The organism is Kribbella orskensis, assembly GCF_004342085.1.
Lineage (GTDB): Bacteria > Actinomycetota > Actinomycetes > Propionibacteriales > Kribbellaceae > Kribbella > Kribbella orskensis.
This window is the reverse complement of the sequence record NZ_SLWM01000030.1, coordinates 1-26,018: the sequence shown is the minus strand read 5'-3', so window position 1 is coordinate 26,018 and position 26,018 is coordinate 1. Positions and strand designations below refer to the sequence as shown.

General features: G+C 68.2%; 23 protein-coding genes. 15 read left to right on the top strand and 8 right to left on the bottom strand.

All coding sequences use genetic code 11. The annotated features are described in order from the left end of the window. Positions 1-3: 3 nt before the first annotated feature. The gene (locus tag EV644_RS39620) at positions 4-420 is read right to left on the bottom strand and encodes an HIT family protein (RefSeq protein WP_132196099.1); all 417 of its coding nucleotides are present in this window, start codon (positions 418-420) and stop codon (positions 4-6) included. After that, positions 420-2,327: a Na+/H+ antiporter gene (locus EV644_RS39615; protein WP_132196097.1), complete on the bottom strand. Its 1,908-nt coding sequence runs from the start codon at positions 2,325-2,327 to the stop codon at positions 420-422. The genes EV644_RS39620 and EV644_RS39615 overlap by 1 nt, the downstream gene beginning before the upstream one ends. Positions 2,328-2,478: 151 nt before the next feature. Here EV644_RS39615 and EV644_RS39610 point away from each other — a divergent pair, with 151 nt between their 5' ends. Further along, on the top strand, positions 2,479-3,972 hold the full coding sequence (locus EV644_RS39610) for an alpha/beta hydrolase (protein WP_241999359.1): 1,494 nt from the start codon (positions 2,479-2,481) through the stop codon (positions 3,970-3,972). A 38-nt stretch (positions 3,973-4,010) separates the two neighbouring features. On the opposite strand, the gene EV644_RS39605 is transcribed toward EV644_RS39610, so the two are convergent. After that, entirely contained in the window at positions 4,011-4,505 is a 495-nt protein-coding gene (locus EV644_RS39605; RefSeq protein ID WP_132196095.1) for a ribonuclease FAU-1 family protein, read from the bottom strand. A gap of 53 nt (positions 4,506-4,558) precedes the next feature. Between EV644_RS39605 and rfbB the strand changes: the two genes are divergently transcribed. From rfbB to EV644_RS39585, 4 genes are all read left to right on the top strand, one after another. Beyond that, positions 4,559-5,557: a dTDP-glucose 4,6-dehydratase gene (rfbB, locus tag EV644_RS39600; protein WP_199240285.1), complete on the top strand. Its 999-nt coding sequence runs from the start codon at positions 4,559-4,561 to the stop codon at positions 5,555-5,557. A gap of 392 nt (positions 5,558-5,949) precedes the next feature. Continuing rightward, positions 5,950-7,164, top strand: a complete 1,215-nt coding sequence (gene fdhA / locus EV644_RS39595; protein WP_132196093.1) for a formaldehyde dehydrogenase, glutathione-independent — start codon at positions 5,950-5,952, stop codon at positions 7,162-7,164. Between the two features lie 138 nt (positions 7,165-7,302). Then, positions 7,303-7,494, top strand: a complete 192-nt coding sequence (locus tag EV644_RS39590; RefSeq protein ID WP_132196091.1) for a hypothetical protein — start codon at positions 7,303-7,305, stop codon at positions 7,492-7,494. Between the two features lie 36 nt (positions 7,495-7,530). Beyond that, positions 7,531-8,652, top strand: coding sequence for a CapA family protein (locus EV644_RS39585; protein WP_132196089.1), 1,122 nt, complete (start codon positions 7,531-7,533; stop codon positions 8,650-8,652). On the opposite strand, the gene EV644_RS39580 is transcribed toward EV644_RS39585, so the two are convergent. After that, a complete protein-coding gene (locus EV644_RS39580) occupies positions 8,621-9,592 on the bottom strand; it encodes an aldo/keto reductase (RefSeq protein ID WP_132196087.1) in 972 nt (323 codons plus the stop codon). The genes EV644_RS39585 and EV644_RS39580 overlap by 32 nt on opposite strands. Positions 9,593-10,064: 472 nt before the next feature. On the opposite strand from EV644_RS39580, the gene EV644_RS39575 reads away from it, so the two are divergent. Continuing rightward, a complete protein-coding gene (locus tag EV644_RS39575) occupies positions 10,065-10,298 on the top strand; it encodes a hypothetical protein (RefSeq protein ID WP_199240284.1) in 234 nt (77 codons plus the stop codon). A gap of 65 nt (positions 10,299-10,363) precedes the next feature. On the opposite strand, the gene EV644_RS39570 is transcribed toward EV644_RS39575, so the two are convergent. Next, positions 10,364-10,870 carry a DUF402 domain-containing protein gene (locus EV644_RS39570; protein WP_132196085.1) on the bottom strand — a complete coding sequence of 169 codons (507 nt, stop codon included), beginning with the start codon at positions 10,868-10,870 and terminating at the stop codon, positions 10,364-10,366. A 199-nt stretch (positions 10,871-11,069) separates the two neighbouring features. Between EV644_RS39570 and dxs the strand changes: the two genes are divergently transcribed. From dxs to EV644_RS39545, 5 genes are all read left to right on the top strand, one after another. Beyond that, the gene (gene dxs, locus EV644_RS39565; RefSeq protein ID WP_132196083.1) at positions 11,070-12,983 is read left to right on the top strand and encodes a 1-deoxy-D-xylulose-5-phosphate synthase; all 1,914 of its coding nucleotides are present in this window, start codon (positions 11,070-11,072) and stop codon (positions 12,981-12,983) included. Between the two features lie 76 nt (positions 12,984-13,059). Next, positions 13,060-14,313 (top strand): gluzincin family metallopeptidase, encoded by a 1,254-nt coding sequence (locus EV644_RS39560; protein WP_241999357.1) that lies wholly within the window; start codon positions 13,060-13,062, stop codon positions 14,311-14,313. A 103-nt stretch (positions 14,314-14,416) separates the two neighbouring features. Continuing rightward, on the top strand, positions 14,417-15,796 hold the full coding sequence (locus tag EV644_RS39555) for a gluzincin family metallopeptidase (RefSeq protein WP_241999356.1): 1,380 nt from the start codon (positions 14,417-14,419) through the stop codon (positions 15,794-15,796). A 72-nt stretch (positions 15,797-15,868) separates the two neighbouring features. Further along, positions 15,869-17,350, top strand: a complete 1,482-nt coding sequence (locus EV644_RS39550) for an APC family permease (protein WP_132196081.1) — start codon at positions 15,869-15,871, stop codon at positions 17,348-17,350. 104 nt (positions 17,351-17,454) lie between these two features. Next, positions 17,455-18,753 (top strand): hypothetical protein, encoded by a 1,299-nt coding sequence (locus EV644_RS39545; protein WP_132196079.1) that lies wholly within the window; start codon positions 17,455-17,457, stop codon positions 18,751-18,753. A 63-nt stretch (positions 18,754-18,816) separates the two neighbouring features. Here EV644_RS39545 and EV644_RS39540 read toward each other — a convergent pair whose 3' ends face one another. The 3 genes from EV644_RS39540 to EV644_RS39530 form a co-directional block, all read right to left on the bottom strand. Next, a complete protein-coding gene (locus EV644_RS39540) occupies positions 18,817-20,943 on the bottom strand; it encodes a 3-hydroxyacyl-CoA dehydrogenase NAD-binding domain-containing protein (protein ID WP_132196077.1) in 2,127 nt (708 codons plus the stop codon). After that, complete coding sequence (locus tag EV644_RS39535; RefSeq protein ID WP_132196075.1) at positions 20,940-22,139, bottom strand: thiolase family protein; 1,200 nt, start codon at positions 22,137-22,139, stop codon at positions 20,940-20,942. Before EV644_RS39535 ends, EV644_RS39540 begins: the two co-directional genes overlap by 4 nt. A gap of 135 nt (positions 22,140-22,274) precedes the next feature. Further along, positions 22,275-22,910: a TetR/AcrR family transcriptional regulator gene (locus EV644_RS39530; protein WP_132196073.1), complete on the bottom strand. Its 636-nt coding sequence runs from the start codon at positions 22,908-22,910 to the stop codon at positions 22,275-22,277. A gap of 120 nt (positions 22,911-23,030) precedes the next feature. On the opposite strand from EV644_RS39530, the gene EV644_RS39525 reads away from it, so the two are divergent. The 4 genes from EV644_RS39525 to EV644_RS39510 all read left to right on the top strand — a co-directional run bounded on the left by EV644_RS39525 (position 23,031) and on the right by EV644_RS39510 (position 25,785). Then, complete coding sequence (locus EV644_RS39525) at positions 23,031-23,768, top strand: SDR family NAD(P)-dependent oxidoreductase (RefSeq protein ID WP_132196071.1); 738 nt, start codon at positions 23,031-23,033, stop codon at positions 23,766-23,768. 110 nt (positions 23,769-23,878) lie between these two features. Then, positions 23,879-24,574: a hypothetical protein gene (locus tag EV644_RS39520; protein WP_132196069.1), complete on the top strand. Its 696-nt coding sequence runs from the start codon at positions 23,879-23,881 to the stop codon at positions 24,572-24,574. A gap of 33 nt (positions 24,575-24,607) precedes the next feature. Then, complete coding sequence (locus EV644_RS39515; protein ID WP_132196067.1) at positions 24,608-25,288, top strand: dienelactone hydrolase family protein; 681 nt, start codon at positions 24,608-24,610, stop codon at positions 25,286-25,288. Positions 25,289-25,296: 8 nt separating this feature from the next. Further along, positions 25,297-25,785, top strand: coding sequence for a glutathione peroxidase (locus tag EV644_RS39510; RefSeq protein ID WP_132196065.1), 489 nt, complete (start codon positions 25,297-25,299; stop codon positions 25,783-25,785). Positions 25,786-26,018: the final 233 nt, after the last annotated feature.

Here is a 26,018-nt window from a genome sequence, read left to right as displayed (position 1 = left end):
CAGCTACCCCTCCAGCGCCTGGCGGAGTTTCGTCGCGTACTCCGCCGCCTCGGCGTCGTCAGCGTACTTGGTGCGGGGCCAGAAGAAGCCGCGCAGGCCGTCGCCCTTGGTCCGCGGTACGACGTGGACGTGCAGGTGCGGCACGGACTGCGAGACCACGTTGTTCACGGCGACGAACGACCCCTGCGCGGAGTACGCCGTACGGACCGCGGCCGCGACCGAGCGGGCGGCGCCGAACAGCGGCACGGTGAGCTCGTCGGGCATCTCCACCATCGTCGCGATGTGCTCGCGCGGCACCAGCAGGGTGTGGCCCTTGAACACCGGGCGGGCGTCCAGGAAGCCGACCACCTCGGGGGTGTCGAGTACGAGGTGAGCGGGTGTGGAGCCGGCGATGATCGAGCAGAACAGGCAGTCCGCCATCAGCCGAGCTTCTCGTCCACGAAGCACCAGCGCCAGTTCTCACCCGGCTCGAAGCTGCGCATCACCGGATGCTGGGTGCTGGAGAAGTGCTTGCTGCCGTGGCGTCCCTGCGAGGAGTCGCAGCAGCCGACGTGGCCGCAACCCAGACACAGCCGCAGGTGTACCCAGGTGCCGCCGTCGATGAGGCACTCCTCGCAGCCCTCGGGCGTGTTGGGGGTCAGCACCATCGGCGCCTTCTCCAGGTGCTCGCAGGCGCCGGCCGGCGACGGCGGTACGCGAAGGTCCTCTGATTGTCCGCCGACGTCGTCGGCCTCTGCCCGGTCCAAGATGGACTCCTCGATGTCGAGTGCGATCTGGGCCCGTTGCAACACCTCGTCGGCGACGAGGCCGTCGTCCCGGACCTTCAGGATGTGTTCCCGCTCAGCCTGCAGCATCGCGGTCCTGAGCCGACGATAAGCCTCACTGGGTGTTTCGTACTCCGTCTCGGGTCGTCCCAGCCGCTCCCAGGCCGCCAGGGCGCGGGCCTCACCGCGCTGCCGGAGCAGGTCGATCACCTCGGGCGGGTCGTCCGGGCCGGCGATCCGGTCGAGTTCCTCCTCGCCCGCCTTGTGCGCGCCTTGCAGGACCGCCGCCTCCTGGAGCGCGTCCTCGGCGGGATCGGGGCCCGGCAGCCGCATCATGCGGACCAGCCAGGGCAGCGTCGAACCCTGTAGCAGCAGCGTCCCGGCGGTGACGACCAGGGCGATGAAGACGAGAACCTCACGGTGCGGCGTGGCCTCCGGAAGGATGAACACGGCCGCCAGGGTGACCACACCGCGCATCCCGGCCCAGGAGATGATCGCCAGGCTCTGCCAGGTCACCGGTCCGGGCCGGGACCGGCCGAGGATCCGCCGGGACAGGTAGGTCGTCGGGAAGACCCAGATCGGCCGGAGCAGCACGACCGCCAGGAACACCCCGATGGTGGCGAGCGCGATGGTCCCGGCCGACAGCGGGCTCATCGAGACGTCGTCCAGGATCCAGCGGGTCTGCAGCCCGATCAGCAGGAACACGGCGTTCTCGAGCAGGAACTGGATGGTGCGCCAGTTGGTCCGCTCGGAGATCCGGGAGGCGGCCGACTGGATGATCGGCGCCTTGTGCCCGAGGATCAGGCCGGTCACCACGACCGCGAGTACCCCGGAGGCGTGCACGTAGTGGTTCTCGGCCGCGACGTACGCGATGAAGGGAGCGGTCAGGCTGAGCGTGGTGTCGAGCACCGGATCCGTGAACTGCTTGCGAATCTTGGCCAGCACGATCGCGACGACGAAGCCGACCAGGACGCCGCCGCCGGCCGCGCGGAGGAAGTCGAGACCGACCTCGAGGACCGTCGGCGTCACCGCGGCGGCCGCGAGGGCGGTCCGCAGGCAGACGAGCGCGGTCGCGTCGTTCACCAAGCTCTCGCCCTCGAGGATCGTCACCACCCGGCGGGGGAGTCCGACCTTCTTGGCGATCGCTGTGGCCGCGACCGCGTCCGGGGGAGCGACGACGGCGCCGAGCGCGAAGGCGGCCCAGAGCGGGAGGTGTTCCTGACCATCGGCCTCGGCGCCCACGTTGAACAACCAGTAGGCGACCAGACCCACGCCCACGGTGGTGAACGCGACCAGGCCGACGGACAGCAGGCCGATCGACCGGCGGTGCTTGGAGAAGTCGACCAGGCTGGTCTTGATCGCCGCCGAGTACAGCAGTGGGGGCAGGAACCCGACCAGCACGACCTCGTGGGACAGCTCGACCCGCGGTACGAACGGCAGGTACGAGAGCCCGATGCCGACGACGACCAGGAGCAGGGGAGCCGAGATCCCGATCCGCCGGGCGAGCGCCGCACCGGCCGCGACCACGGCGACCAGGGCAACGATCTCGATCGCGATATCCACCGGCACATTCTGGCAGGCGGGGACCCCGCTCGTGACCTGGTTCGCCCACAGCGGAGCGCAGGCTCCGCGAACGGGTGGGGAGTGTGATCTGTTCTCCCGGACCGAGGTCGTCTAGCGTGTGCGCACCGGAACAACATGATCACTGGGGGTCATGCGCCGCCGCCACGCAGCCTTCCGAGTCACCACAGCCCTGACCTTGCTCGCGGCCGCCACCCTCCTGCCTGCCACCGCGCAGGGCGCGAGCAGCGCTGTCGTGACGACCAACGGCTGCGTTGCGAGCGTCCCAGAGCCCAGTACTGCGACCCCGGTGCGGATCTGCTACTCGCTGTTCCAGCCCGAGGGGGCATCCGCCCGGAAGACCGTGCCGCTGATCTTCCACAGCCACGGCTGGGGTGGCAGTCGGACCAAGGACCCGGCCGCGTTCAAGTCCTGGCTCGACGCCGGGTACGGAGTACTGAGTTTCGATCAGCGGAGCTTCGGTGAGAGCACCGGCGTCGCGCACGTGATGAACCCGGATCTCGAAGGACGCGACGTGATCAAGTTGGTCGACCTCGTGGCCGGCCTGGACTGGGTGACCAAGCAGCGGCCGGGCGATCCGCTGATCGGCGCGATCGGCGGCTCGTACGGAGGCGGGTATCAGTTCGCCGGCGCGTTCACCGAGTTGCGGGACAAGGGCAGATCGCGGTTCGACGCGCTCCCGCCCGAGGTCACCTGGTGGGACCTCAAGCAGAGCCTCGCGCCGGATGAGGCGGCCCGGACGATGTGGCTGACCATCCTCTTCGCGGGCGGCGGCACGCACCTCCCGCCGGCCGTGTCCGCGAGCTTCGTCGCTCTGATCACCACGGGCACCTGGCCGACCGGGCAGGCCGGCCGGGACCTGGACGCGTTCTTCGCCAAGAACGGCCCGGCCTGGCACGTCAAGCACGGGCGCAAGCTGGACATCCCGGTCCTGATCGGTCAAGGCATCTCGGACAACCTCTTCAACCTGAACCAGGGGCTGCAGAACTTCGACAAGGCGCTCACCTCCCGGGCCCGGTCGCGATCGCTGTTCGTCGGCTACAACGGCGGGCACGCGCTGCCGAGCGTGCTGCCGCCCGGCTTCGCGACTCCTGGTGATCCCTGTTCGATCGCGCTCGGCAGCCCGAACTTCGGGGCGCTGGCGCAGCGGTTCATGGCGCTCAACCTCAAGAAGCAGGACAGCGAACTGTCGGGCTTCGGCCGCTACCACCTCGCCACCGCCGATGGTCGTTGCCTGACCCAACGGAACCTGGCGCCGAACAAGCGGTACCAGCTGGGCCGGCTCGTGACGACCACCGGACTCGGCGTACCGCTCAACCTCGAGGTGGCGAAGGGGCCGATCACCGTGGCCGGCATTCCGCAGCTGGAGGCCAAGGTGAGCTCGCTGCTGCCGGACTCCGGCGCCTTCTTCGCGCTGAGTGTCGGCACGACGCCGCTCGACGCGAGGATCGTGCAGAACAACACGATGCCGTTGCGCGAGAAGCGGGTCGTCCACAACGCCCGCCGGTCGATCGAGCTGCCCGGCATCGCCGTCGACGTGCCGGCCGGGAAGTCGCTCTTCCTGTTTCACCGGTCGCCGACATGTACGCCGGTCAGAACGGCCGCCTGCCGGCTCCGCTCACCCTGACCAACCCGACGTTGACCCTCCACCGGGTCCCGTGAAGGTCAGCGGACCTTGTCGAGGTAGGTCTTGTAGACCGTGAGGAACGGCTCCTCGGTGGTCACCGCGGTGACGAGCCAATCGCAGGTCGCCTGGGCCTGGGCGATCACTTCGGGCGGGTAGCCGAACTGCACCTGGTGCTCGGCGAACTCGTCCTCGTCGTCCACGATGACCTGCCCGTCGCGCTTCCGGATCACGTCGAGGTCGAGATCCACCATGGTGACGACGTCGTCGCTGAACTCCGCCGGCGTGGTGATGTCGGCGTAGATCTCGGTCGACCGCGGCTCGTCGTTGAAGATCGCGGTGAACCAGCGATCCCGCGAGAACAGCTGGACATGCGCCTGCGAATGGGTCACCTCAGGCTCGGAACCACGCTGCGACACGGAGTTCGGCGGTGCGCCGAGCCAGAGGCCGTACTGGTCCTCGCCGAGGTACTGCATCCACTGGTGCCAGTGCAGTCTCTCGTCGTACTTGCGGTAGACCACCCGGACGTTACGCATGGCGTCACCGTACCGGCGGCGACGGTCACCGCCGTACTGGATATCCTCACCGCATGAGGCGGATGCTCGTGACCGGGGGAGCCGGCTTCATCGGTGCGAACTTCGTGCACGACACGGTCCGCCGCGACCCGGATGTCGAGCTCACCGTGCTGGACAAGCTGACGTACGCCGGCAACCGGCGCAACCTCGATCCGGTGTCCGAGCGGATCACCTTCGTGCACGGCGACATCTGCGACGCCGACCTGGTCGACGACCTCGTCCGCGGTATCGATCTGGTGGTGCACTTCGCCGCCGAGTCGCACGTGGACAACTCGCTCAACGACCCGTCGCCCTTCATCCAGACGAACATCGTCGGCACCTTCACCCTGCTCGAGGCGGTCCGCCGGCACGAGAAGCGGTTCCACCACATCTCCACCGACGAGGTGTTCGGCGATCTCCCGCTGGACTCGGAGGACCAGTTCACCGAGCGGACGCCGTACGACCCGTCGAGTCCGTACTCCGCGAGCAAGGCGAGCTCCGACATGCTGGTGCGCGCCTGGGTCCGCTCGTACGGCGTGGCGGCGACGCTGTCGAACTGCGCGAACAACTACGGCCCGTACCAGCACGTGGAGAAGCTGATCCCGCGCCAGATCACCAACATCCTGGTGGGCGACAAGCCGAAGCTGTACGGCACCGGCGAGAACGTCCGCGAGTGGACCCACGTCGACGACCACAACGACGCGGTGCACCGGATCATCGCCGACGGCCGGATCGGCGAGACCTACCTGATCGGCTCGGGCGACGAACGCAGCAACCGGCAGATCGTCGAGAAGATCCTCACGCTGATGGACCTCCCCGCCGACGACTACCTCCTGGTCGACGACCGGCCCGGCCACGACCTGCGCTACTCCAACGACTCCACCAAACTGCGCACCGAGCTCGGCTGGACGCCGAAGTACCCCGACTTCGACACCGCCCTGGCCGCCACCATCGACTGGTACCGAACCAACCCGACCTGGTGGAAACCCCAGAAGACCCCCACCGAGGCCAGCTACAAACTCCTCGGCCGCTGAGTCCCCGGACCTGTTCGCCGGCTCCCTCGAAGTCAGGTTGCTGCGTCCGGAGCAGCCAGTACTGGTTGGGATTTCGGACACCCGGATAGCGAACGGGAGCGCGTTGACGCGTCCGGTGGACGGGACTAGCGTCGGGATCAATCCCTCGGAACGACGCCGACCTTTGCAAGCAGAGGTTCGCTGTCGTGTGGGGACTCACCTGGTACGGGGCAGGCGATGACCGCATCGCTCAACCACAGGGCGGTCGCGGTCCGCGATCGAAACAGCGAGGCCTGGTCGAACTCGGATGTATGAGTTGGTGATGCCGCTGCTCCATCGGACATCGCAACAGGCCTTATCGCAGGCTCCACAGCGTTCAGCGACGGAGCCTTCCCCGGAGAGGAGCACTACTCGTGCCAGGCAACAGGGCAGTTATCTACAGGGGACCAGGGGAAGTGGCGGTCGAGACGATCGACTACCCGAGCCTGGAACTCAAGGACGGTCCAGGGGTCAATCCCGCCAACGTGGGACGGCAGGTCCCGCACGGGGCGATCCTCAAAGTCGTCGCCAGCAACATCTGCGGCAGCGACCAGCACATGGTGCGCGGCCGGACCACGGCGCCACCAGGACTCGCTCTCGGCCATGAGATCACTGGTGAGGTGGCGGAGGTCGGCCGGGACGTCGAGTTCATCAAGGTCGGCGACCTGGTGTCGGTCCCGTTCAACATCGCGTGTGGGCGATGCATCAACTGCAAGGAGGGCAAGACCGGCGTCTGCCTGAACGTGAACCCGGACCGACCGGGTTCGGCGTACGGGTATGTCGACATGGGCGGCTGGGTCGGCGGCCAGGCGGAGTACGCGCTGGTGCCGTACGCCGACTGGAATCTGCTGAAGTTCCCCGACAAGGACCAGGCGCTCGCGAAGATCCGCGACCTGGCGATGTTGTCGGACATCTTCCCGACCGGGTACCACGGCGCCGTCACCGCCGGCGTCGGGACTGGTTCCACTGTGTACGTCGCAGGTGCCGGACCCGTCGGCCTGGCCGCGGCGACGTCGGCGTTCCTGCTCGGCGCGGCAGTCGTGATCGTGGCCGATCTGCAGAAGGAGCGGCTGGAACAGGCTCGCAGTTTCGGCTGCGAGACGATCGATGTGTCAGCGGGCGAGCCGAGGGACCAGGTCGAACAGATCCTCGGTGCGCCCGAGGTCGACGCTGCCATCGACGCGGTCGGGTTCGAGGCGCACGGCCACGGCTCCGACGCCCAGGCCGAGCGTCCGGCCACCGTGCTGAACGCGGTCATGGACGTCACCCGGGCCGGCGGCGCGGTCGGCATCCCGGGGCTCTACGTCACCGGAGACCCCGGTGCGAGTGACGATGCCGCGAAGACCGGTTCGCTGTCCATCCGCCTTGGCCTCGGCTGGGCGAAGTCGCTGGCGTTCACGACCGGGCAATGCCCCGTCATGCGCTACAACCGTCAACTGATGATGGCGATCCTGAACGACCGCACGCAGATCGCGAAGAACGTGAACGCCACGGTCATCCCGCTGGACCAGGCGCCACAGGGGTACGCGGAGTTCGACAAGGGAGCGGCTCGGAAGTACGTGCTCGACCCGCACGGATTGATCAAGTAGCCGGCAGGACGGGAGCGGGGCCACCAGCCCGGCTCCCGTCGCGCTGGAGATTTACTCGTGACCGCGGCGAAATACGGCGGTAACGATGGTCTGGCCATACTGCAGATGAGGGGGCAGATCTTCACGAGAGCGACTTTCATGAGCAGTGACAACCGGCTGGACCTCGAGTTCGCCTACACCAGATACCAGGACTCCTGCCGCGATCTCTATTCGCCGCACTATTACTGCCGCCGGCCGATCGGCCACGAGGGCGTCCACGCCGCGGGCTTCGGTTCGAGCCGGCTGCGCTGGGAACACGAGCCTGACCATGCCCCGCACATGCTCTCCTAGCCCCCGGCGACAGCACGGCGGAATCTAGAAGGAACTGTGCTCGACGGCGCTGTGACGCTGTTCCTGGGCGGCGATGTGATGCTCGGCCGAGGGATCGACCAGATCCTTCCACACCCGGGCGACCCGACGTTGTGTGAGCGCTCCGTCCGCGACGCCCGCACCTACGTCGAGCTGGCGGAGGCCGTGAACGGTCCGATCCCGCGGCCCGTCGGCTATTCCTGGCCGTGGGGCGACGCCCTGGTGATCCTCGACCGCTTGCGGCCCGACATACGGCTGGTGAACCTGGAGACCAGTGTCACCCGGAGCGAGCACTTCGCCACCGGCAAGGGCGTCCACTACCGGATGAGCCCTGACAACCTGCCCGCCCTGTCTGCTGCCCGGCCGGACGTCTGCTCGCTCGCCAACAACCACGTCCTCGACTTCGGCATCAGCGGACTCGAGGAGACCCTCGACGTGTTGAGCCGGGCAAGGATCTCAGTCGCAGGAGCGGGTCGGGATGCGAAGGAGGCAGCCCAGCCCGTGATAGTGCCAGGCGATGGTGGGCGGGTCGTCGTGTTCTCCTTCGGCACGACGTCGAGCGGCGTACCGAGGAGCTGGGCCGCGACGGCGAACCGTCCCGGTATCTCCCTGCTTCCCGATCTGTCCGACGACACCGCGGCCGCGATCACCGCGCAGGTGTCACGGGTGAAGCGCCGCGGCGACGTTGTCATCGCCTCGGTCCACTGGGGACCCAACTGGACGTACGCCGTCGCGCCCAGACAGGTCCGCTTCGCTCACCGGCTGGTCGACGGCGGTGTGGACCTGGTCCATGGACACTCCGCACACCATCCGCAGTCCATCGAGATCTATCGGGACCGGCTCGTGCTCTACGGCTGCGGCGACCTGATCGACGACTATGAAGGCATCGCCGGCTACGAGCAGTACCGCGACGACCTGCGCCTGCTGTACTTCGCCACGGTCGAACGCTCGACCGGCCGGCTGACCGCCCTGCGGATGGCACTGATGCAGACACACCAGCTACGACTCCGCACTGCCGCGCCGAAGGACTGCCTGTGGATGTGCCAGACCCTCAACCGGCTAGGTCGCGGCACATGGATCGCGCTGGACGCGATCGGGCTACTCGAGCTCACCGACCGTTCGCCCTCGTCGCTTGGCTGAGCGCTTCCACTTCCTCGTCGTCCAGCGTGAAGGTGAGTGCTCCGGCGTTCTGGGCGGCCTGAGTTGCGTTCTTGGCGCCGGGAATGGGCAGCACGCCGTCCTGCTGGATCAGCCACCGCAGGGCGACTTGGCTAGGACTCCTCTCGTGGCGGCCACCGATTTCGCCGAGCAGATCGGCCACTCGCTTCAGATTCACCAGGTTCTTGTCGCGGAATGCGCCGCTGTAGCGCCGCCATCCGGCCGGTCGGGTGGCGGCCGAGTACTTGCCGGTCAGCGCACCCGAGGCCAGCGGCATGTAGGCGATGAGAGTGATGCCCAACTCCCGGCACGCGCCGAGTACGCCGTCATTCTCGGGGGCCCGGTGCAGCAGCGAGTACTGCACCTGGTTGGAGGCGAGCGCCAAGTCTCTCCGAGCGAGTTCGGCATGGGCGGTTCGCATCTGTCCGGCGCTGTAGTTGCTCACCCCGACTGTGCGGATCTTCCCCGCCTCGACGGCGTCTGCCATCAGGTTCATCAACGTCGGGATGGACATCCACCGGACGGGGAAATGGACCTGATAGAGGTCGATCCTCGTCCGCTGCAGCCGGGCGAGGCTGTCCTCCAACGTGGCTGGCAGGCTGCTGGCACGGGAGAAGAATCCGAACGGGAACTTCGTCGCCACCACAACGTCCTCGCCCGTGGTCAGCTCACCCACCCGGCGCTCGGAAGCCCCCTTGCCATACATCGCCGCGGTGTCGACGAAATTCACGCCGGCAGCCAGGCTCACCTCCAGCGCCGCTCGCTGCTCCTCGGCTGTGCTGGTCGGACCGTAGACGTTACGAGCAGGATTCCACCGCGGTGCGGTCGACATGTCACCCCAGACCATCGCCCCGATGCCAAGCCGCGACACGCGAAGATCCGTCTGCCCCAGTGTCATCGAGTGCCCACCTGGCTCGGTCATCCCGGCCACCTCAGCTCTGCAGCAGGTCCGCCCCGTGCCTGCCTTCAATGGTGCCACCGGGCAGGCGCCGACCCGCAGTGATGACCGCTGTCCTCGTACGGCTGATCGAGTCGGCCGCAGCTCACGAAGTGGGGGCCAGGGAGCGGACCTTCTCGAGGTAGGCGATTCAGGGGATCCGGTGGTCGAAGCAGGCCCTTGCGGCGGTCAACGGCACGACGAAGGGCACCGACGCCCGCGGTGAGCTTGCATCACGGAGAGGTACGACCCGTTGTCGCCATCGCCGAGACCTACTGGAGGAACAACGACCGCGACCGAGCGGATGTGCTGGACCTACCTGGATTCGTTCGACCGCGGAGAACTCGTGACCACGGACGGTCGCCGCGTCCGTGCACTGCGTCCTAGAGCCTGACAATGACGAGGAAGCAGCCTCGCAAACCGCAGATTGGTTCATCGAACTGGTGGGTGGCGTGTGATGGACGCTGGCAAGCGCGCGCAAATGGGCCCGAAGACGGAGGTCTTGATGGTGGCTGACGAATTCTCGCTCAGGTTGTCTCGTGACCAAGCGCTGGTGCTCTTTGAGTGGCTGGCGCGAACGAGCAGCGCTGGGGCGCCGGTCGGCTTCGAGGACCAGGCCGAGCAGCGCGTGCTCTGGGATCTGGAATCTGCGCTAGAGCGTGTTCTGATCGAGCCGCTCAGCGCGGCCTAGGTCGGCTGGCCAGGCGCACAGCGGTTGTGCTGACTGGGGCGGCGGTGTAGACGGCGCTGGAGCTGCTAGCCGGCGGGCGTCAGTGCTCTGAGCTGGGTCAGGTAGGTCTTGTAGACAGTGGTGAAGGGTTCCGACGAGGAAATGTTGGCGACAACCCAGGCGCAGGAGGCGCGGGCTGCGGCGATCACCTGGGGTGGGTAGGCGTAAAGCTGCTGGTGGGACTCGAACTCGTCCTCGTCCATGACCTCGACCCGGCCGTCGCGGTACCGGCGGATGTCCAGGTCCAGGTCGACGGTGGTCACCGAGTCGACGCCGAACTCGGCGGGCATGGTGATGTCGCAGTACACCTCGGTGGGGTGGGGAGCGTCGTTGAAGAGGGCGCTCCACCATTCGCCGCGGGGGTAGAGGCGAACCCGGTGGTGGTCGATGGAGACCCACCTGCCGTCGGCGCGCTGGCCGCGGGAGCCGGGGACGGAGCCGACCCAGAGGCCGTGCTCGTCCTCGCCGAGCCTGATCGATTCCAGCAATCGGTGCGGGCGCCCGTCGTACTTGCGGAAGAGTGTCCTCACCATTCTGAGATCTTTCCCCACCCCGCCGCCCCGGTCTGGCTCCATGCCGATCACTGTAGGTGAGGCCGGCATCACGAGCGACCAGGCTCCACGCGAGGGTGTCCCGGAGTGTGAGATTCGCCCGACCCCGCAGGTCACGTTCGGAAACCGGCGGACAGGTGCATACACTCAAGCATTCGAGGACAACCTGCGGAGGAGCTCGATGGGCGTGCTGGAGACGGTCGGAGGACCAGCGGACCTCAGGGGGATGACCGATCATCAGCTCCGTGAGCTGGCCACGGAGATCCGTGACGTGTTGGTGGAGACGGTCTCGCGGACCGGCGGCCACCTGGGCCCGAACCTGGGCATGGTCGAGATCACCCTGGCGATGCACCGGGTGTTCGACTCCCCGCGCGACCGGCTGGTCTACGACACCGGTCACCAGACCTACGTGCACAAGCTGCTCACCGGCCGCGCGCCGCAGTTCGACTCGCTCCGCCAGCAGGGCGGCCTGTCCGGCTACCCGAGCCAGGCCGAGTCCGAGCACGACGTCGTGGAGAACAGCCACGCCTCGACCTCCCTGTCGTACGCCGACGGCCTGGCCAAGGCGTACAGGCTGCGCGGTGAGGACCGGCACGTGGTCGCGCTGATCGGCGACGGCGGTCTCACCGGCGGGATGGCCTGGGAGGCGCTGAACAACATCGCCGCCGCCAAGGACCTGAAGCTGGTCATCATCGTGAACGACAACGGGCGCTCGTACAGCCCGACCGTCGGCGGCCTCGCGACCCACCTGACCAGCCTGCGCACCAACCCGCGGTACGAGAAGATCCTCGACCTGATCAAGAGGAACCTCGGCCGCACGCCGTACGTCGGCCCGCCGATGTACGAGGTGCTCCACGGGGTGAAGAAGGGGCTGAAGGACATGCTCGCCCCGCAGGGCATGTTCGAGGACCTCGGCCTGAAGTACGTCGGGCCGGTCGACGGCCACGATCGTCAGGCGATGGAGGACGCGCTCGCCAAGGCGAAGGCGTTCGGCGGCCCGGTGATCGTGCACGCGGTGACCCAGAAGGGCTTCGGGTACGCGGCGGCCGAGCAGGACGAGGAGGACAACTTCCACCAGGTCCGGCCGAAGAACAAGCCGCGCGGGTGGACCGAGGTCTTCGCCGACGAGCTGGTCGAGATCGGGCACCGCCGGCCGGACGTGGTCGCGATCACCGCGGCGATGCTGCACCCGACCGGGCTCGCGCCGTTCGCCCAGGAGTTCCCGGACCGCATCTTCGACGTCGGCATCGCCGAGCAGCACGCCGTCACCAGCGCCGCGGGTCTCGCGATGGGCGGTATGCACCCGGTCGTCGGGCTGTATGCGACCTTCCTGAACCGCGCCTTCGACCAGTTGCTGCTGGACGTCGCGCTGCACAAGTGCGGTGTCACCTTCGTGCTCGACCGGGCCGGGGTCACCGGTGACGACGGAGCCAGCCACAATGGCATGTGGGACATGTCCCTGCTGCAGCTGGTCCCCGGCCTCCGGCTGGCCGCGCCGCGCGACGGCTCCCGGCTGCGCGAGCTGCTGAACGAGGCGATCGAGGTCGAGGACGCCCCGACCGTACTGCGGTACGCCAAGGGCGAGGTGTTCCCCGACATCGAGGCGGTCGACCGCGTCGGGGACTGCGACGTGCTCGTCAAGACCGGCACGAGCGTCACCGCCGGCGCCGACGTCCTGCTGGTCGGGATCGGCTCGATGGCCGCCACCGCGGTGGACGTGGCCACCCGGCTCCAGGACCAGGGATTCGGCGTCACGGTCGTCGACCCGCGCTGGGTGAAGCCGGTCGATCCGAAGCTGGTCGAGCTGGCCGGCAAGCACAAGTTCGTCGTCACGATCGAGGACAACGGCCGGGCCGGCGGCTGCGGCTCGGCGATCTGCCAGGCGCTGCGCGACGCCGGCGTCACCACACCGGTCCGGGACTTCGGGATCCCGCAGCAGTTCCTCGACCACGCCAAGCGCGACGCGGTGCTGACCGCGATCGGGTTGACGGGCCAGGGCCTGGCTCGGGACGTGATAGAGATGATCGCCAAGCATCAGGGGGACGCGATCACCAGTGAGCCAGACACCGCGAGCGGCAGGCCGGGCGGGGCCTGAGCCCGGCCGGGCGCGTCAGTCCGCGGCTGCGCGGCGACGGCGCCTCTGGCCGCTGCTCCTGTCGCTGGTCCTTGTTGTGGGTGCCACCGCAGGTGGGCTGGCCCTGCACCTTTCCGGCGCCTCGGACCGCCCCGACAAAGCGACAGCCAGCGGACCCGGCAGTACTGCGAGCCTCGACCTGGCGGCGCGCTCCGCAGGGGTGGAGAAGGTGCTGGCCGCTCGTGCGGAGGCTGTCAGGCTGAACAAGCCGGCCGCGTTCCTCGCCAACGTCGACCCCGGCAACAAGAGCCTGGTCGCCCGGCAGGAACTGCTCTTCAGCAACCTGAGGCAGTTCGGTTTCGCGAGCCTGCGGTACGAGCAGTTGCGCGAGCAGTTCGACCAGACGCTGGTCGACAAGTACGGCCCGTCGACGTATCTGGTCGCGGTGGCGATGACGTACCAGATCAAGGGCATCGACCCGCAGCCGGTCCGGACGATGCTCGGCTACACCTTCACCGAGAAGCCGGGCGGCGGCTGGATGCTGGTGTCCGACACGGACCTGGACCACCTGCTGCCGCGCGGGTCGCACCAGGAGGCCTGGGACATCGGGGAGGTCCTGGTCAAGCGCGCTCCGAGGGTGCTCGTCGTGGTCGAACGCGGCCAGACCAGGCTCGCGGACAGCCTGCTCGCGAAGGCCGGGAGCGCGGTGAAGGCGGTCAGCAAGAGCTGGCCGGGCGGCTGGACCGGCTCGGGCGTGGTGATCGCGCTCGACGACAAGGTGGTCCGCGGCGCCGACTACACCCTGCCGATGAACGCCGAGGACGCGCTGGCGATGGCCACCTGGGTCTACCGGACGTTGCCGGGCGAGGTCAGCGGGACGGGGGAGCGGGCCGACTCCTACGTGGTGATCAATCCGCGCAACCGGTCCAAGGTGGACGCCCGCACCCTGGCGCACGAGTTCACCCACGTCGCGACCGCGCCGTACGGGCCGTATGCGCCGCGGTGGCTGGTCGAGGGGGCGGCGACGTACGTCGAGTTCCTGCCGATGGACGGCGCGACGAACCTGGCGCTGGACAACTACCGCCGGGAGGTCCGGACCAAGTACCTCGCGAAGGCGAAGTCGCTGCCCGCCGACAACCTCTTCTTCCAGAACTCCACCAGCTCGTACCCGTTGTCCTGGCTCGCCGTGGACTACCTGTTCACGAAGTACGGCGGAACGGAGGTCGGCACCCTCTACCAGGAGATGGCCGCCCTGGGCTCTACCCAGGCGGAGCGCAACAGGATCATGCTGGAACATGTCGGAATCACCGAAACAACCCTCTTCCAAGCCCTCAGGGCAGCAGCGGCCTGATCGGGGCATTGTTGTATGCCCGGCGTGTCGGTGGTGGATCTCACATAAGCGAGTAGGGTAGCGGGGCTGTGACAGACGGGCGGACCGGAGGAATCGACCCGACGTGAGTGTGACACCACCCAGCGCCGCCCCGCCCGGCGCTGGCGCCCCGCCCCACGGGCCCCGCCGCTGGCTGGGCCTGGTTGTTGCCGTGGCCCTGGTGTCCGGTGGCGTCGCCTACGCGGTCGAGCAGCGGCAGGAGGATGCCCGCAGCCGGCCCACGGCGACCGTCACTCCGCCGACCATCCGGCCGAACCAGGGCACCAAACCGCCCTCGAAGACCGCCGCCGCGATCGCTGCCCGGCGGGTGGCCATCGACACCATCCTGCTGCGCCGTGCGAAGGCGGTCCGGACCGTCGACGAGCGGTTGTTCCTGCAGGACGTCGACCCGGCGAACGCGAAACTGCGGCAGGCCCAGAAAGTGCTGTTCGCGAACCTGGTCGAGATCGGCTTCCAGGAGATCGGCTACAGCCAGGCCGAGGAGCGGTTCGACGCCGCCGCGGCTCGCGAGCACGGCCCCTCGACGTACCTGGTCCGGGTGCTGATGCGCTACCAGATCCCCAACGTCGACCTGACCCCGGTGACCACCGAGCTCGGCTACACCTACGTCAACCGCGGCGGGCGCTGGATCATGGCCGATGATGACGACCTCGACAAGGACCTCGGCCCGGGGGCTCATCAGGAGGCCTGGGATCTCGGCCGGATCGAGGTGCACCGCGGCCCGCGGGTGCTCGTGCTGGTCGAGAAGGGCGACACGCAGCGCGGCCGGACGATCGTTGCCGAGGCCGCTGAGGGGCTCACCCAGGTTACGGCGTACTGGCCGCGGCGCTGGCGTGGCACCGTCCTGATCGCCGCGCTCGACGAGACCGAGGTGCGCGACGCGCGGTTCAGCGACGAGGATGTGGAGTCGGCCGCGAGCGCGGGATCGACCTTCTCCTCACTGCCGGGCCAGGACACCGCCGACGGCACCGTGGCCGGCGCGTACATCGTCATCAACCCCAAGGAGCGCGATCGAGTCGACGAGATCCTGCTGTCGCACGAGATCACTCACGTGGCCACGGCGGACCTCGGCGGGTACGAGCCGCTCTGGCTGGCGGAAGGCGCCGCGGAGTACGTGTCCTGGCGGGGGATCGAGGCGATCAGCGGGCCCGGCGAGGTCGGCAAGTGGGAGCAGGAGATCATCGACGACGCGCTGCCGGCGTTGCCGGCGCTGCCGTCGGACGCAGGCTTCTACCAGAACACCGCCGACGTGTACGGCGTGAGCTGGCTGGCCGTTCGCTTCCTGGTCAGCCGACTGGGGCTGCCCGCGGTCGAGGAGTTGTACGAGGACCTCGCCCGGCACGGCACCGACCTGGCGTCCCGGGACCGGATCCTGCTGACCCGGACCGGCTTCAACGAGGCGTCGCTGTGGGTGTACCTCAAGGAGTACGAACCACAACGCTGAGTGGCGGTTTGACCTCGCACTGTCAGAGGGGCAGGCTCGGTTTGATCCGTCCGAGTTCGAGGAGGCGTGCAGATGAGTCTGTTGCGGAAGAAGACGATCGAGCAGTCGATCGCGGACACCGACGAACCGGAGTACCAGCTCAAGAAACGGCTGACCGCCCTCGACCTAACGGTTTTCGGCATCGGCGTCATCATCGGCGCGGGCATCTTCACGCTGACCGGCCGGGCCGCCCAGGCCTACGCCGGTCCGAGCATCGCGCTGTCGTTCGTGCTCGCCGCGATCTGCTGCGGACTGGCCGCGCTCTGCTACGCGGAGTTCTCCTCGACCGTGCCGGTCTCCGGCTCGGCGTACACGTTCTCCTACTTCTCCCTCGGCGAGATCTTCGCCTGGATCATCGGCTGGGACCTGCTGCTCGAGTTGATGCTCGGGGCAAGCGTGGTGGCGCAGGGCTGGTCCACCTACGCGGCGTTGTTCCTGGAGGAGATCGGCCTCGGCTGGCCGGACTCGATCGGCCCGGACAGCAGTGTCAACGTGCTGGCGATGCTGCTGGTGATCGTGCTGACCATCCTGGCCACGATCGGTATCAAGGAGTCGCTGCGGGTCAACCTGGCGCTGGTCGCGGTCAAGCTGTTCGTGGTGCTCTTCGTGATCGTCGCCGGTCTGTTCTACGTCCAGGGCGACAACCTGACGCCGTTCATCCCGCCGCGCGTGCCGGCCGAGAGTGGCGACGTCACCATCACGACGCCGTTGTTCCAGGCGATGTTCGGGTTCACCCCGTCGACCTTCGGCCTGATGGGCCTGGTCTCGGGCGCGTCGCTGGTGTTCTTCGCGTTCATCGGGTTCGACGTGGTCGCGACCACGGCGGAGGAGGCCAAGAACCCGCAGCGCGACCTGCCCCGCGGCATCCTCGGCTCGCTGGCGATCTGCACGGTGCTGTACGTGCTGGTCTGCATCGTCATCACCGGCATGGTCAACTACAAGGACATCAGCAGCGAGGCCGCGCTGGCGGAGGCGTTCCGCTCGGTCGGCAGGCCGGGCTTCGCGACGCTGATCTCGGCGGGTGCCGTGGCGGGTCTGACCACGGTGGTGCTCACCTTGATGATCGGCGCCGCGCGCGTCGTCTTCGCGATGAGCCGCGACCACCTGGTGCCGTCCAGGCTCGGCAAGACGCACCAGAAGCTCGGTACGCCGTACCGGCTGACCCTCGGCATCGGGCTGGTGGTGGCGATCGTCGCCGGGCTGACCCCGATCGGCAAGCTCGAGGAGATGGTGAACATCGGCACGCTGGCCGCGTTCACCCTGGTCTCGATCGCGGTGCCGCTGCTGCGCAAGCGCCGGCCGGACATCGAGCGGTCGTTCACGGTGCCGGGCAACCCGGTGATCCCGATCCTGTCCGCGGTGATCTGCGTCTACCTGATGCTGAACCTGTCGATCGAGACCTGGCTGCGGTTCGCGATCTGGATGGTGCTCGGTTTCATCGTCTACGCGTTCTACGGCTTCCGGAAGAGCCGGGTGGGCGAGACGGAACGCACCGGCGAGAGCACCAGGGCCTAGCGGCGTCACGGGGGAGAACCTGGCACAGCCGGGCTGCGCCGGTCGAAAGGTTTGCTGGAGTAGGATCCAAGCGGCTGGACTGGGGCGGGCGAGGGGTGCGGGACATGGTGAACCAGCGGGGGCGGCTGCTGGCGGGAGTTGCGGCGCTTGCGCTGGTCGGTACCGCGGGCTTCGTGGTGGCGACCAGATCCGACCAGGGCGTCGCGCCGGGCGGTACTGCGGTCGCGGCCGAGGCCCGGAAACCAGGAGTGGACCCGGCGGTTCGGAAGCGTCAGCTCGACGCGATCCTGGCGCAGCGCTCGACGGCGGTCGTCAAGGGTGACCTCAAGACCTTCCTGGCCGCGGTCGACCCCAAGCAGCCGAAGCTGGTTTCCCGGCAGAAGCTGCTGTTCACCAACCTGCGGAAGTTCCAGTTCGCCAGCCTGCGGTACTTCGTCGCGGACGAGCGCGAGGCGCCGGCACAGGTGGACAAATTCGGCCCGACCACCTATTCGACTCGGGTCATGATGCGGTACCGGCTGACCGGGCTCGACCCGAAGCCGGTGCAGACCGACCTCGGCTACACCTTCGTCCAGCGGGCCGGCCGGTGGATCCTGGTCGCGGATGACGCGATCGACGAAACGCTCAGCGAGGACGGCCACCGCCAACCGTGGGACTACCAGGAGATCGCCGTCGTCCGCAAGGACAAGGTGGTCGTGGTGGTCGACAAGCGCGAGGCCGCCCTCGGCAAGAAGATCGCGCAGGTCTCCGAGGACGCGGTCGAGGGCGTCCGCCGGCACTGGCCGCGGCCATGGAACGGTGCCGTCATGGTGGTCGCGATGTCCGAGCCGCGGGTGCTGTCGACGGTCTGGACCGCCGGCACCGGAGCCGGCTGGACGATCGCCGCGAAGGCGGTCACCCTGTACGACGGCGAGCCGCTCGGGCTGAAGACGGTGGCGCCGGTCGGCAGCCGGATCGTGGTCAACCCGGCCGTCCGCAAGGACCTCGAGCAAGACCTGCTGGTGCACGAGATGACGCACGTGGCGACGGTCCCGATCGGGATCCGCACGCCGATCTGGCTGGTGGAGGGCGTCGCGGAGTACGTCCGCAGCCACGCGATCGAGGACGACCCCCACTGGACCGTCGACCCGTACCGCAGGACCGTCCGAACGAAGTACCTCCCCTCGATGAAGGTGCTGCCCGGCGAAGCCGAGTTCGACCAGAACGGCGACCGCTCCTACGGCCAGGCCTGGTGGGCCACGGAATACCTAGCCTCGAAGCTAGGCAAGAAGGGCGTAGCCGCCCTCTACACGGACCTGGCTCTACACGACCTCAGCCCAACGACGTATGCGTCCATCATCAAGAAACACACCGGCCAGACGCCAGCCCAGCTCACCGCTGCGGTGAAGAAGTTCAAGGGGTAGCGAGAAGGTTACTGGGGGACGGCGCGGGCTTCCGGCTCCGCACCGACCCCCAGCAGTTCTTGGTCAGGCGAGGCTGGCGACGCCCCTGGGAAGGAACCGCTTGCCGTTGACCTTCTCGGCGATGCCGCTGCGGTCCAGGTACGGCGTGATGCCGCCCAGGTGGAACGGCCAGCCGGCGCCGAGCAGCAGGCACAGGTCGATGTCCTGCGCCTCCGCGACGACGCCCTCGTCGAGCAGGATCCGGATCTCCTCGGCCAGCGCGGCGAGCACCCGGCTGCGGAGTTCCTCGGCGGTGGACGGCTTGTCCCCGACGGTGACGAGCGCCTCGACCTCGGGGTCGACCGACGGCTTGCCCTCGGCGCTCCAGACGTAGAACGAACTCTTGCCCGCGGCAACCACCTTGGCGAGGTTCTCGGACACCGCGAACCGGTCCGGGTAGGCGCAGTTCATCGTCTCCGCGACGTGCAGCGCGACCGGCAGGCCGACGAGCTGCAGCAGCACGAACGGCGGCATCGGCAGACCGAGCGCCGACAGCGCCTTGTCCGCCGCCGGGATCGGCGTGCCCTCGTCCACCGCGGCGCTGACCTCGCCGAGGAAGCGGGTGAGCAGCCGGTTGACCACGAAGGCCGGGGCGTCCTTGACCAGCACACAGGACTTCTTCAGCGTCTTGCCGACCGCGAACGCCGTCGCCAGCGACGCGTCGTCGGTCTGGTCGGCCCGGATGACCTCCAGCAGCGGCAGGACCGCGACCGGGTTGAAGAAGTGGAACCCGACCACGCGCTCGGGGTGCGCCAGGTCGGCCGCCATCTCGGTGATCGACAGCGAGGACGTGTTGGTCGCCAGGATCGCGTCCGGGCGGACGATCTTCTCCAGGTCGGCGAAGATCGTCTTCTTCAGCTGGAGCTCCTCGAACACGGCCTCGATCACGAAGTCCGCGTCCGCGAAGACGGCGCGATCCACCGAGCCGGTGACGAGCGCCTTCAGCTGGTTGGCCTTGTCCGGGCGGATCCGGCTCTTGCCGAGCAGCTTGTCGATCTCGCCGTGCACGTAGCCGACGCCACGGTCGACCCGCTCCTGGTCGAGGTCCGTCAGCACCACGGGCACCTCGAGGCGGCGTACGAACAGCAGCGCGAGCTGGCCCGCCATCAGGCCGGCGCCGACGACGCCCACCTTGCTGACCGGGCGGGCGAGCGACTTGTCCGGCGCACCGGCCGGACGCTTGGCCCGCTTGTTCACCAGGTCGAAGGAGTAGACGCCGCTGCGCAGCTCCTCGCTCATGATCAGGTCGGCGAGCGCCTCGTCCTCGGCCGCAAAGGCGGAGTCGCGGTCCCATTTGTCACTGTCCTTGGCCGCCGCGATCAGATCCAGTGCCCGGTACGGCGCGGGCGCCGCGCCACTCACCTTGAGGTCGGCGAAGCCCCTGCCTCGGGCAACAGCTGCGTCCCAGGCGTCGCCTCGGTCGATCTCCGCCCGCTCGACCGTGACCTCACCCGTCAGCACCTTGCTCGCCCACAGCAGCGACTGCTCGAGAAAGTCGGCGGAGTCCAGCAACACGTCGCCGATGCCGAACTTCACCGCCTCGGGGCCGCTGAGCATCTTGTTCTGGTTGAGGGCGTTCTCCACCACGACCTTGACGGCCTTGTCCGCGCCGATCAGGTTCGGCAGCAGGAAGTTGCCGCCCCAGCCCGGGATCAGGCCGAGGAAGACCTCGGGCGTGGAGATCATCCCCGCCGCGACCGACACGGTCCGGTACTGCGCGTGCAGCGCGACCTCGAGACCGCCGCCCAGCGCGACACCGTTGACGAAGGCGAACGAAGGCTTGCCGCCGTCCTGCAGCTTGCGCATCACCCCATGCCCGATCCGGCCCAGGTCGAGCGCCTGCTCCCGATCGGTCAGCTTCGGTACGCCGGTCAGGTCCGCGCCGGCGGCCAGGATGAACGGCTTGCCGGTGACGCCGATGGCGACCACGTCCTCGCGGGCCAGGGCCGCGTCGATCGCCTTGTTCAGCTCGGCCAGACCCTTCGGCCCGAAGGTGTTCGGCTTGGTGTGGTCGTGCCCGTTGTCGAGAGTGATCAGCGCCATCGTGCCGGCCTTGTTCGGCAGCACCACGTCGCGGCTCGGCGCCAGCGTGACGACCTCGTCGGTCTCGATCGCGACAGCGGCGTCGATCAGCTGCTGCAGGTCACTCATGCCTTGTTCCCCTCGAAGTTCGGGTTCTCCCAGATCACAGTGCCGCCCATGCCGAGACCGACGCACATCGTGGTCAGGCCGTAGCGGACGTCGGGGCGCTGCTCGAACTGCTTGGCCAGCTGGTTCATCAGCCGTACGCCGGATGAGGCGAGCGGGTGGCCGTAGGCGATGGCGCCTCCGTACGGGTTCACGCGTGGGTCGTCGTCGGCGATGCCGTAGTGCTCCAGGAAGGCCAGCACCTGGACGGCGAACGCCTCGTTCACCTCGAAGGCCTGGATGTCGTCGATGGTCAGGCCGGCCAGCTTCAGCGCCTTCTCGGTCGCTGGGACCGGGCCGATACCCATCACCTCGGGCTCGACGCCGACGAAGCTGTAGGAGACGAGCTTCATCTTCGGCTTCAGACCGAGCTCCTCGGCCGTCTCGGCGGAGGTGAGCAGGCACGCCGTCGCGCCGTCGTTGATACCGGCAGAGTTGCCCGCCGTTACCCGTCCGTGCGGGCGGAACGGAGTCTTCAGCTTGGCCAGGTCCTCCATCGTGGTGCCCGGGCGCATCGGCTCGTCGGTGGTCGCGTAGCCCCAGCCGAGCTCGGCCGAGCGGGTCGCGATCGGCACCAGGTCGGGCTGGATCAGGTCGTTCGCGTAGGCCTTGGCCGCGCGCTCCTGGGAGGCGACGGCGAACGCGTCCACGCGCTGCTTGGTGATGGTGGGGAACCGGTCGTGCAGGTTCTCCGCGGTCGAGCCCATCACCAGCGCGGAGGTGTCCACCAGCTTCTCGGCGATGATCCGCGGGTTCGGGTCGACGCCCTCGCCCATCGGGTGCCGGCCCATGTGCTCGACCCCGCCCGCCACGACCACGTCGTACGCGCCGAACGCGATGCCGGCGGCGGTGGTGGTGACGGCGGTCATCGCGCCCGCGCACATCCGGTCGATGGCGTAGCCGGGGGTGGTGTTCGGCAGACCGGCCAGCAGAGCGGCGGTCCGCCCGATGGTCAGGCCCTGGTCACCGATCTGGGTGGTGGCCGCGATCGCGACCTCGTCCACCTTCTCCGGGGGCAGCGACGGGTTCCGCCGCAGCAGTTCACGGATGCACTTGATCACCAGGTCGTCGGCGCGCGTCTCGGCGTACTGGCCCTTGGCCTTGCCGAACGGGGTGCGAACGCCGTCGACGAACACGACATCGCGGATCTCACGGGGCACGAGGCCCTCCTCTTGTGGTCCAGGACTTGGAAGCAAGCCTGATGCTACCCGTCGGTAACACATCGCCCCAAGATGGCGCGCCTGTGCGACTCCTCACAAGATCCCGGGGAGATCAGGTCAGCCCGGGAGATCAGCTCAGCCCAGGGGATCTGTGAGTTGCAGGCGGTCGGGTGGCCGATGTGGCAGTTCGCGGGCGTTGGTGGTGGTCAGCCCGTCGAAGGCCAGTTCGAGGTACCGGCGCCAGATCTGTGGCTGCGTGTCCAGCACGGGTGCCGCTGTCTGGTGGATGCCGCCGAGCAGCAGCACGACGTCCGTTCCGGTGATGTCGTTGCGGATGGCGCCTTGTTCACGAGCCCGGGCCGTGAGTACCTCTACGACGTCGGCGAGGCGTGCGATCGCCTTCCGTACCTCGGAACTCTGCAGTGACGGCCGTCCGACCACCTCACAGAACGCGCGGTCGGCAGCAAGCATCTCGACGCCGGCGGTCATGAACTCCCGAAGCGCCTCGGTTGCGTCGTCGGCCTCCAGCAGGCGGTTTGCCGAGCCGATGAGCTGGTCGAGCAACTGGAGCGTGATCGCCGCGAGCAGGTCCTCCTTCGAGGCGAAATGCCGGAACACCGTGCCTTTGGCGACGCCGGCGCGCTGCGCGATCTCGCCCATCGACACGTCCACCCCGCACTCGGCGAACGCCTCGGTCGCGGCCCCGATCAGCAGGCGCCGGTTGCGCACCATGTCCGCTCTCGGGCCCGGCGTCGTTGCCCTCTCGCTCATCTGTTCTTCCTCCTGGTGTGAAGCCTACCACTCAACATGACCGGCCGGTCAGGTTAGCTGCTACGCTGAACATGACCAAGCGGTCACTTTTGGATTCATCGAACTCCTGGAAGGAAGAACGTGAGCAATACCCTTGAAGGAAAGGTCGTTCTCGTCACCGGCGCGTCCTCGGGCATCGGCCAGGCCACGGCCCTCGCCGTGTCGAAGGCCGGGGCCCGGGTGGCTGTCGGGGCTCGTCGGGCCGATCGGCTGAAGACACTGGCGGAGGACGCTCCCGGCGAGGTACTGGTCCTCGAACTGGACGTCACCGACCGCCAGTCGGTGCAGGACGCGGTCGCGGCGACCATCGAGCGTTTCGGCGCCCTCGACGCCTTGGTGAACAACGCGGGCGTCATGCTCAGCGGCATGATCCTGGACGCGGACACCACGGAGTGGACGCGCATGGTCGAGACCAACCTGCTCGGATCGATGTACGCGGTCCATGCCGCGCTGCCGCACCTACTCGCATCCAAGGGCGCAGTCGTGCAGATCTCCTCGACCTCGGGGCGTGCGTCCTCCGCCGCGAGTGGCGTGTACGCCGCCACCAAGTTCGGCATCACCGCCTTCTCGGAGGCGTTGCGTCAGGAGGTCACTACGCAGGGCGTCCGCGTCATCGTCGTCGAGCCTGGATTCGTCTCGACCGAACTGGCCAGCCACATCACCGACCCGGACATCCAGGCGATGGCCAAGACCATGGCCGAGTCCATGCGGACCCTCCAGCCCGAGGACATCGCCGGCGCTGTTCTGTACGCGCTCACCCAGCCCGAGCACGTCGCAGTCAACGAGATCCTGATCCGGCCGACCGACCAGACCCGCTGAACTGTGGTGGCGGACTCGGTCTGGTGCGGTGGGCCGAGTTCCGGTAACCCGTGGCGTCGCGGCGCGATCCGGCGCATGCTGAGTGGACGAGAGACTTCTCTGGAGCCGCAATGAACAATTTCGATCTCGCTGTCCCGGTTCTGTCCCGGGGCAAACACCGGAATCCCCGCAAGGGCGCCTGCTTCATGGAGTTCGCGTCGTACCTGGCAGGCGAGCCGTGGTCGGATCACCCGGCCTGCACCCACCAGTTGCTGGCCGGCGTGGCCCGCGACGTCAACGACTGTACGACGGACGCCGGCCGGTCTCGGCTGGCTCCACTGATCCCCTCGGTGATCGGCCTGACCCCGGACGACCCGCACGTCGTACCGCGGGTCACGGCGGTCTGCATCCAGCGGGCGCTGCCAGTGGTGTCACAGGAGAGGCAGTACATCCTCGCTGTCGCTCTGCTGGTGGGGGAGCGGCACCTGGCCGCGATGGACGGGCGTCCCTTCGACAGCCTCGAGCCCGCGTCCAAGGAAGCCCTGGACTCGGTCCCGGCGGCCACCAAGTGGGCCCGGGCCTTCACCGCACGACCACACCGCGGTACGCCGGACTTCGCCCGCCGGACTGCGCCGCGAGCCGTGTCGTGCGCGGTGGAGGGCATCTCCCAGGCCTGCGTGTCGAACCCGGACGAGCGGCTGTTCGACCTGCTGACCGCGGCTATCGCCGAGTGCGCGGCCTGGATGCCGGCGCCTGTTGCCGACATCAAGCCTGCTCCTGTGGCCGACACCGACATGGTCCGGAAGGAGTCTGTGGACGCCAGGTAACTGCTGTTGCCGGATCGACGTAGGCTCGCCTCTGTGGCTTTGGAGATCGATACCGGCACGGGGTTGATGCCGGCACACGTTTGGGAACCTGCAGGCGGCTCTGGTCCGGGCCTGCTGCTGCTCCAGGAGATCTTCGGGGTCTCGGAGTACATCAAGCAGCGGGCCGAGGATCTGGCCTCACTCGGCTACTACGTGGTTGCGCCGGAGATCTACTGGCGGCTGGACGACGTCTCGCTGGACGAGGACGCTCCGGATCTGCTCGACCGCGCCCTCGAGGTCATGGGACGGCTCGACTGGTCCACGGCTGTGTCGGACTCGGTGGCGGCGCTGGATTATCTGCGCAGCCGTGAGACCGCTGTCGGCGTGGTCGGATTCTGCTTCGGCGGAGGACTGGGCTTCAACGTTGCCGCTGCGTCCTCGCCTGAAGTCCTGGTGAGCTACTACGGCTCCGCCCTGCCCAACCTGCTCGACCTCGCGCCGAAGGTCGACGCGGTCAGCCTGCACCACTTCGGCGACGCCGACGACTACCTGAGCCCTGCCACGGTCGACCAGATCGTCGCGGCCGTGAACGGCCCCGACAACGAGATCTACCGGTACCCCGGTGCCGGCCACGCCTTCGACAACCCGATGCCCGCTTTCCACCACCCAAAGGCCGCCGCCCTGGCGTGGAGCCGTACCGAGTCCTTCCTGTCCCGCCGTCTGCCTACCTCCTAAGGATCTGCATGAGCCTGTACGACATCCCGCTGCGCACCCTGTCCGGCGCGGAGACCTCGCTGTCCGCCTACAAGGGCAAGGCCGTCCTGGTGGTCAACGTCGCCTCGAAGTGCGGCCTGACCCCGCAGTACGAGGGCCTCGAGAACCTGCAGAAGCGCTACGCCAGCCGCGGCTTCACCGTGCTCGGCGTGCCCTGCAACCAGTTCGGCGGCCAGGAGCCCGGAACGGCCGAGGAGATCGAGACCTTCTGCTCGACCACCTACGGCGTCACCTTCCCGATGCTCGACAAGCTCGAGGTCAACGGCGACAACCGCCACCCCCTCTACTCCGAGCTCACCCAAACCCCCGACGCCGAAGGCAACTCCGGCGACGTCCAGTGGAACTTCGAAAAGTTCCTCCTGACCCCCGAGGGCACAGTCGCCGCCCGCTTCCGCCCCCAAACCCTCCCGGAGTCAGACGAGATCACTGGCCTGATCGAGACCACGCTGCCTGCCTGACCCGCCGTACGCCGTACCGCGAAGCCGCCGGATCCACGTGGAGCCCGGCGGCTTCGTCGGATATTTGGACGGGGTGAGCGGGTCGAGCGCCAGGGGGTGGTTCCCCGGCGCAGGTTCGGGTGCTTCCGCGGCATACGTGGAGGTGGTTGCGTCCCCGGGCTGCGTGATGGTGCTAGTCGGGCCGGTGTGCGTCAAGAGCGCTTCGCGTCCCTTCGGGATCGAGCAAGCTCGAC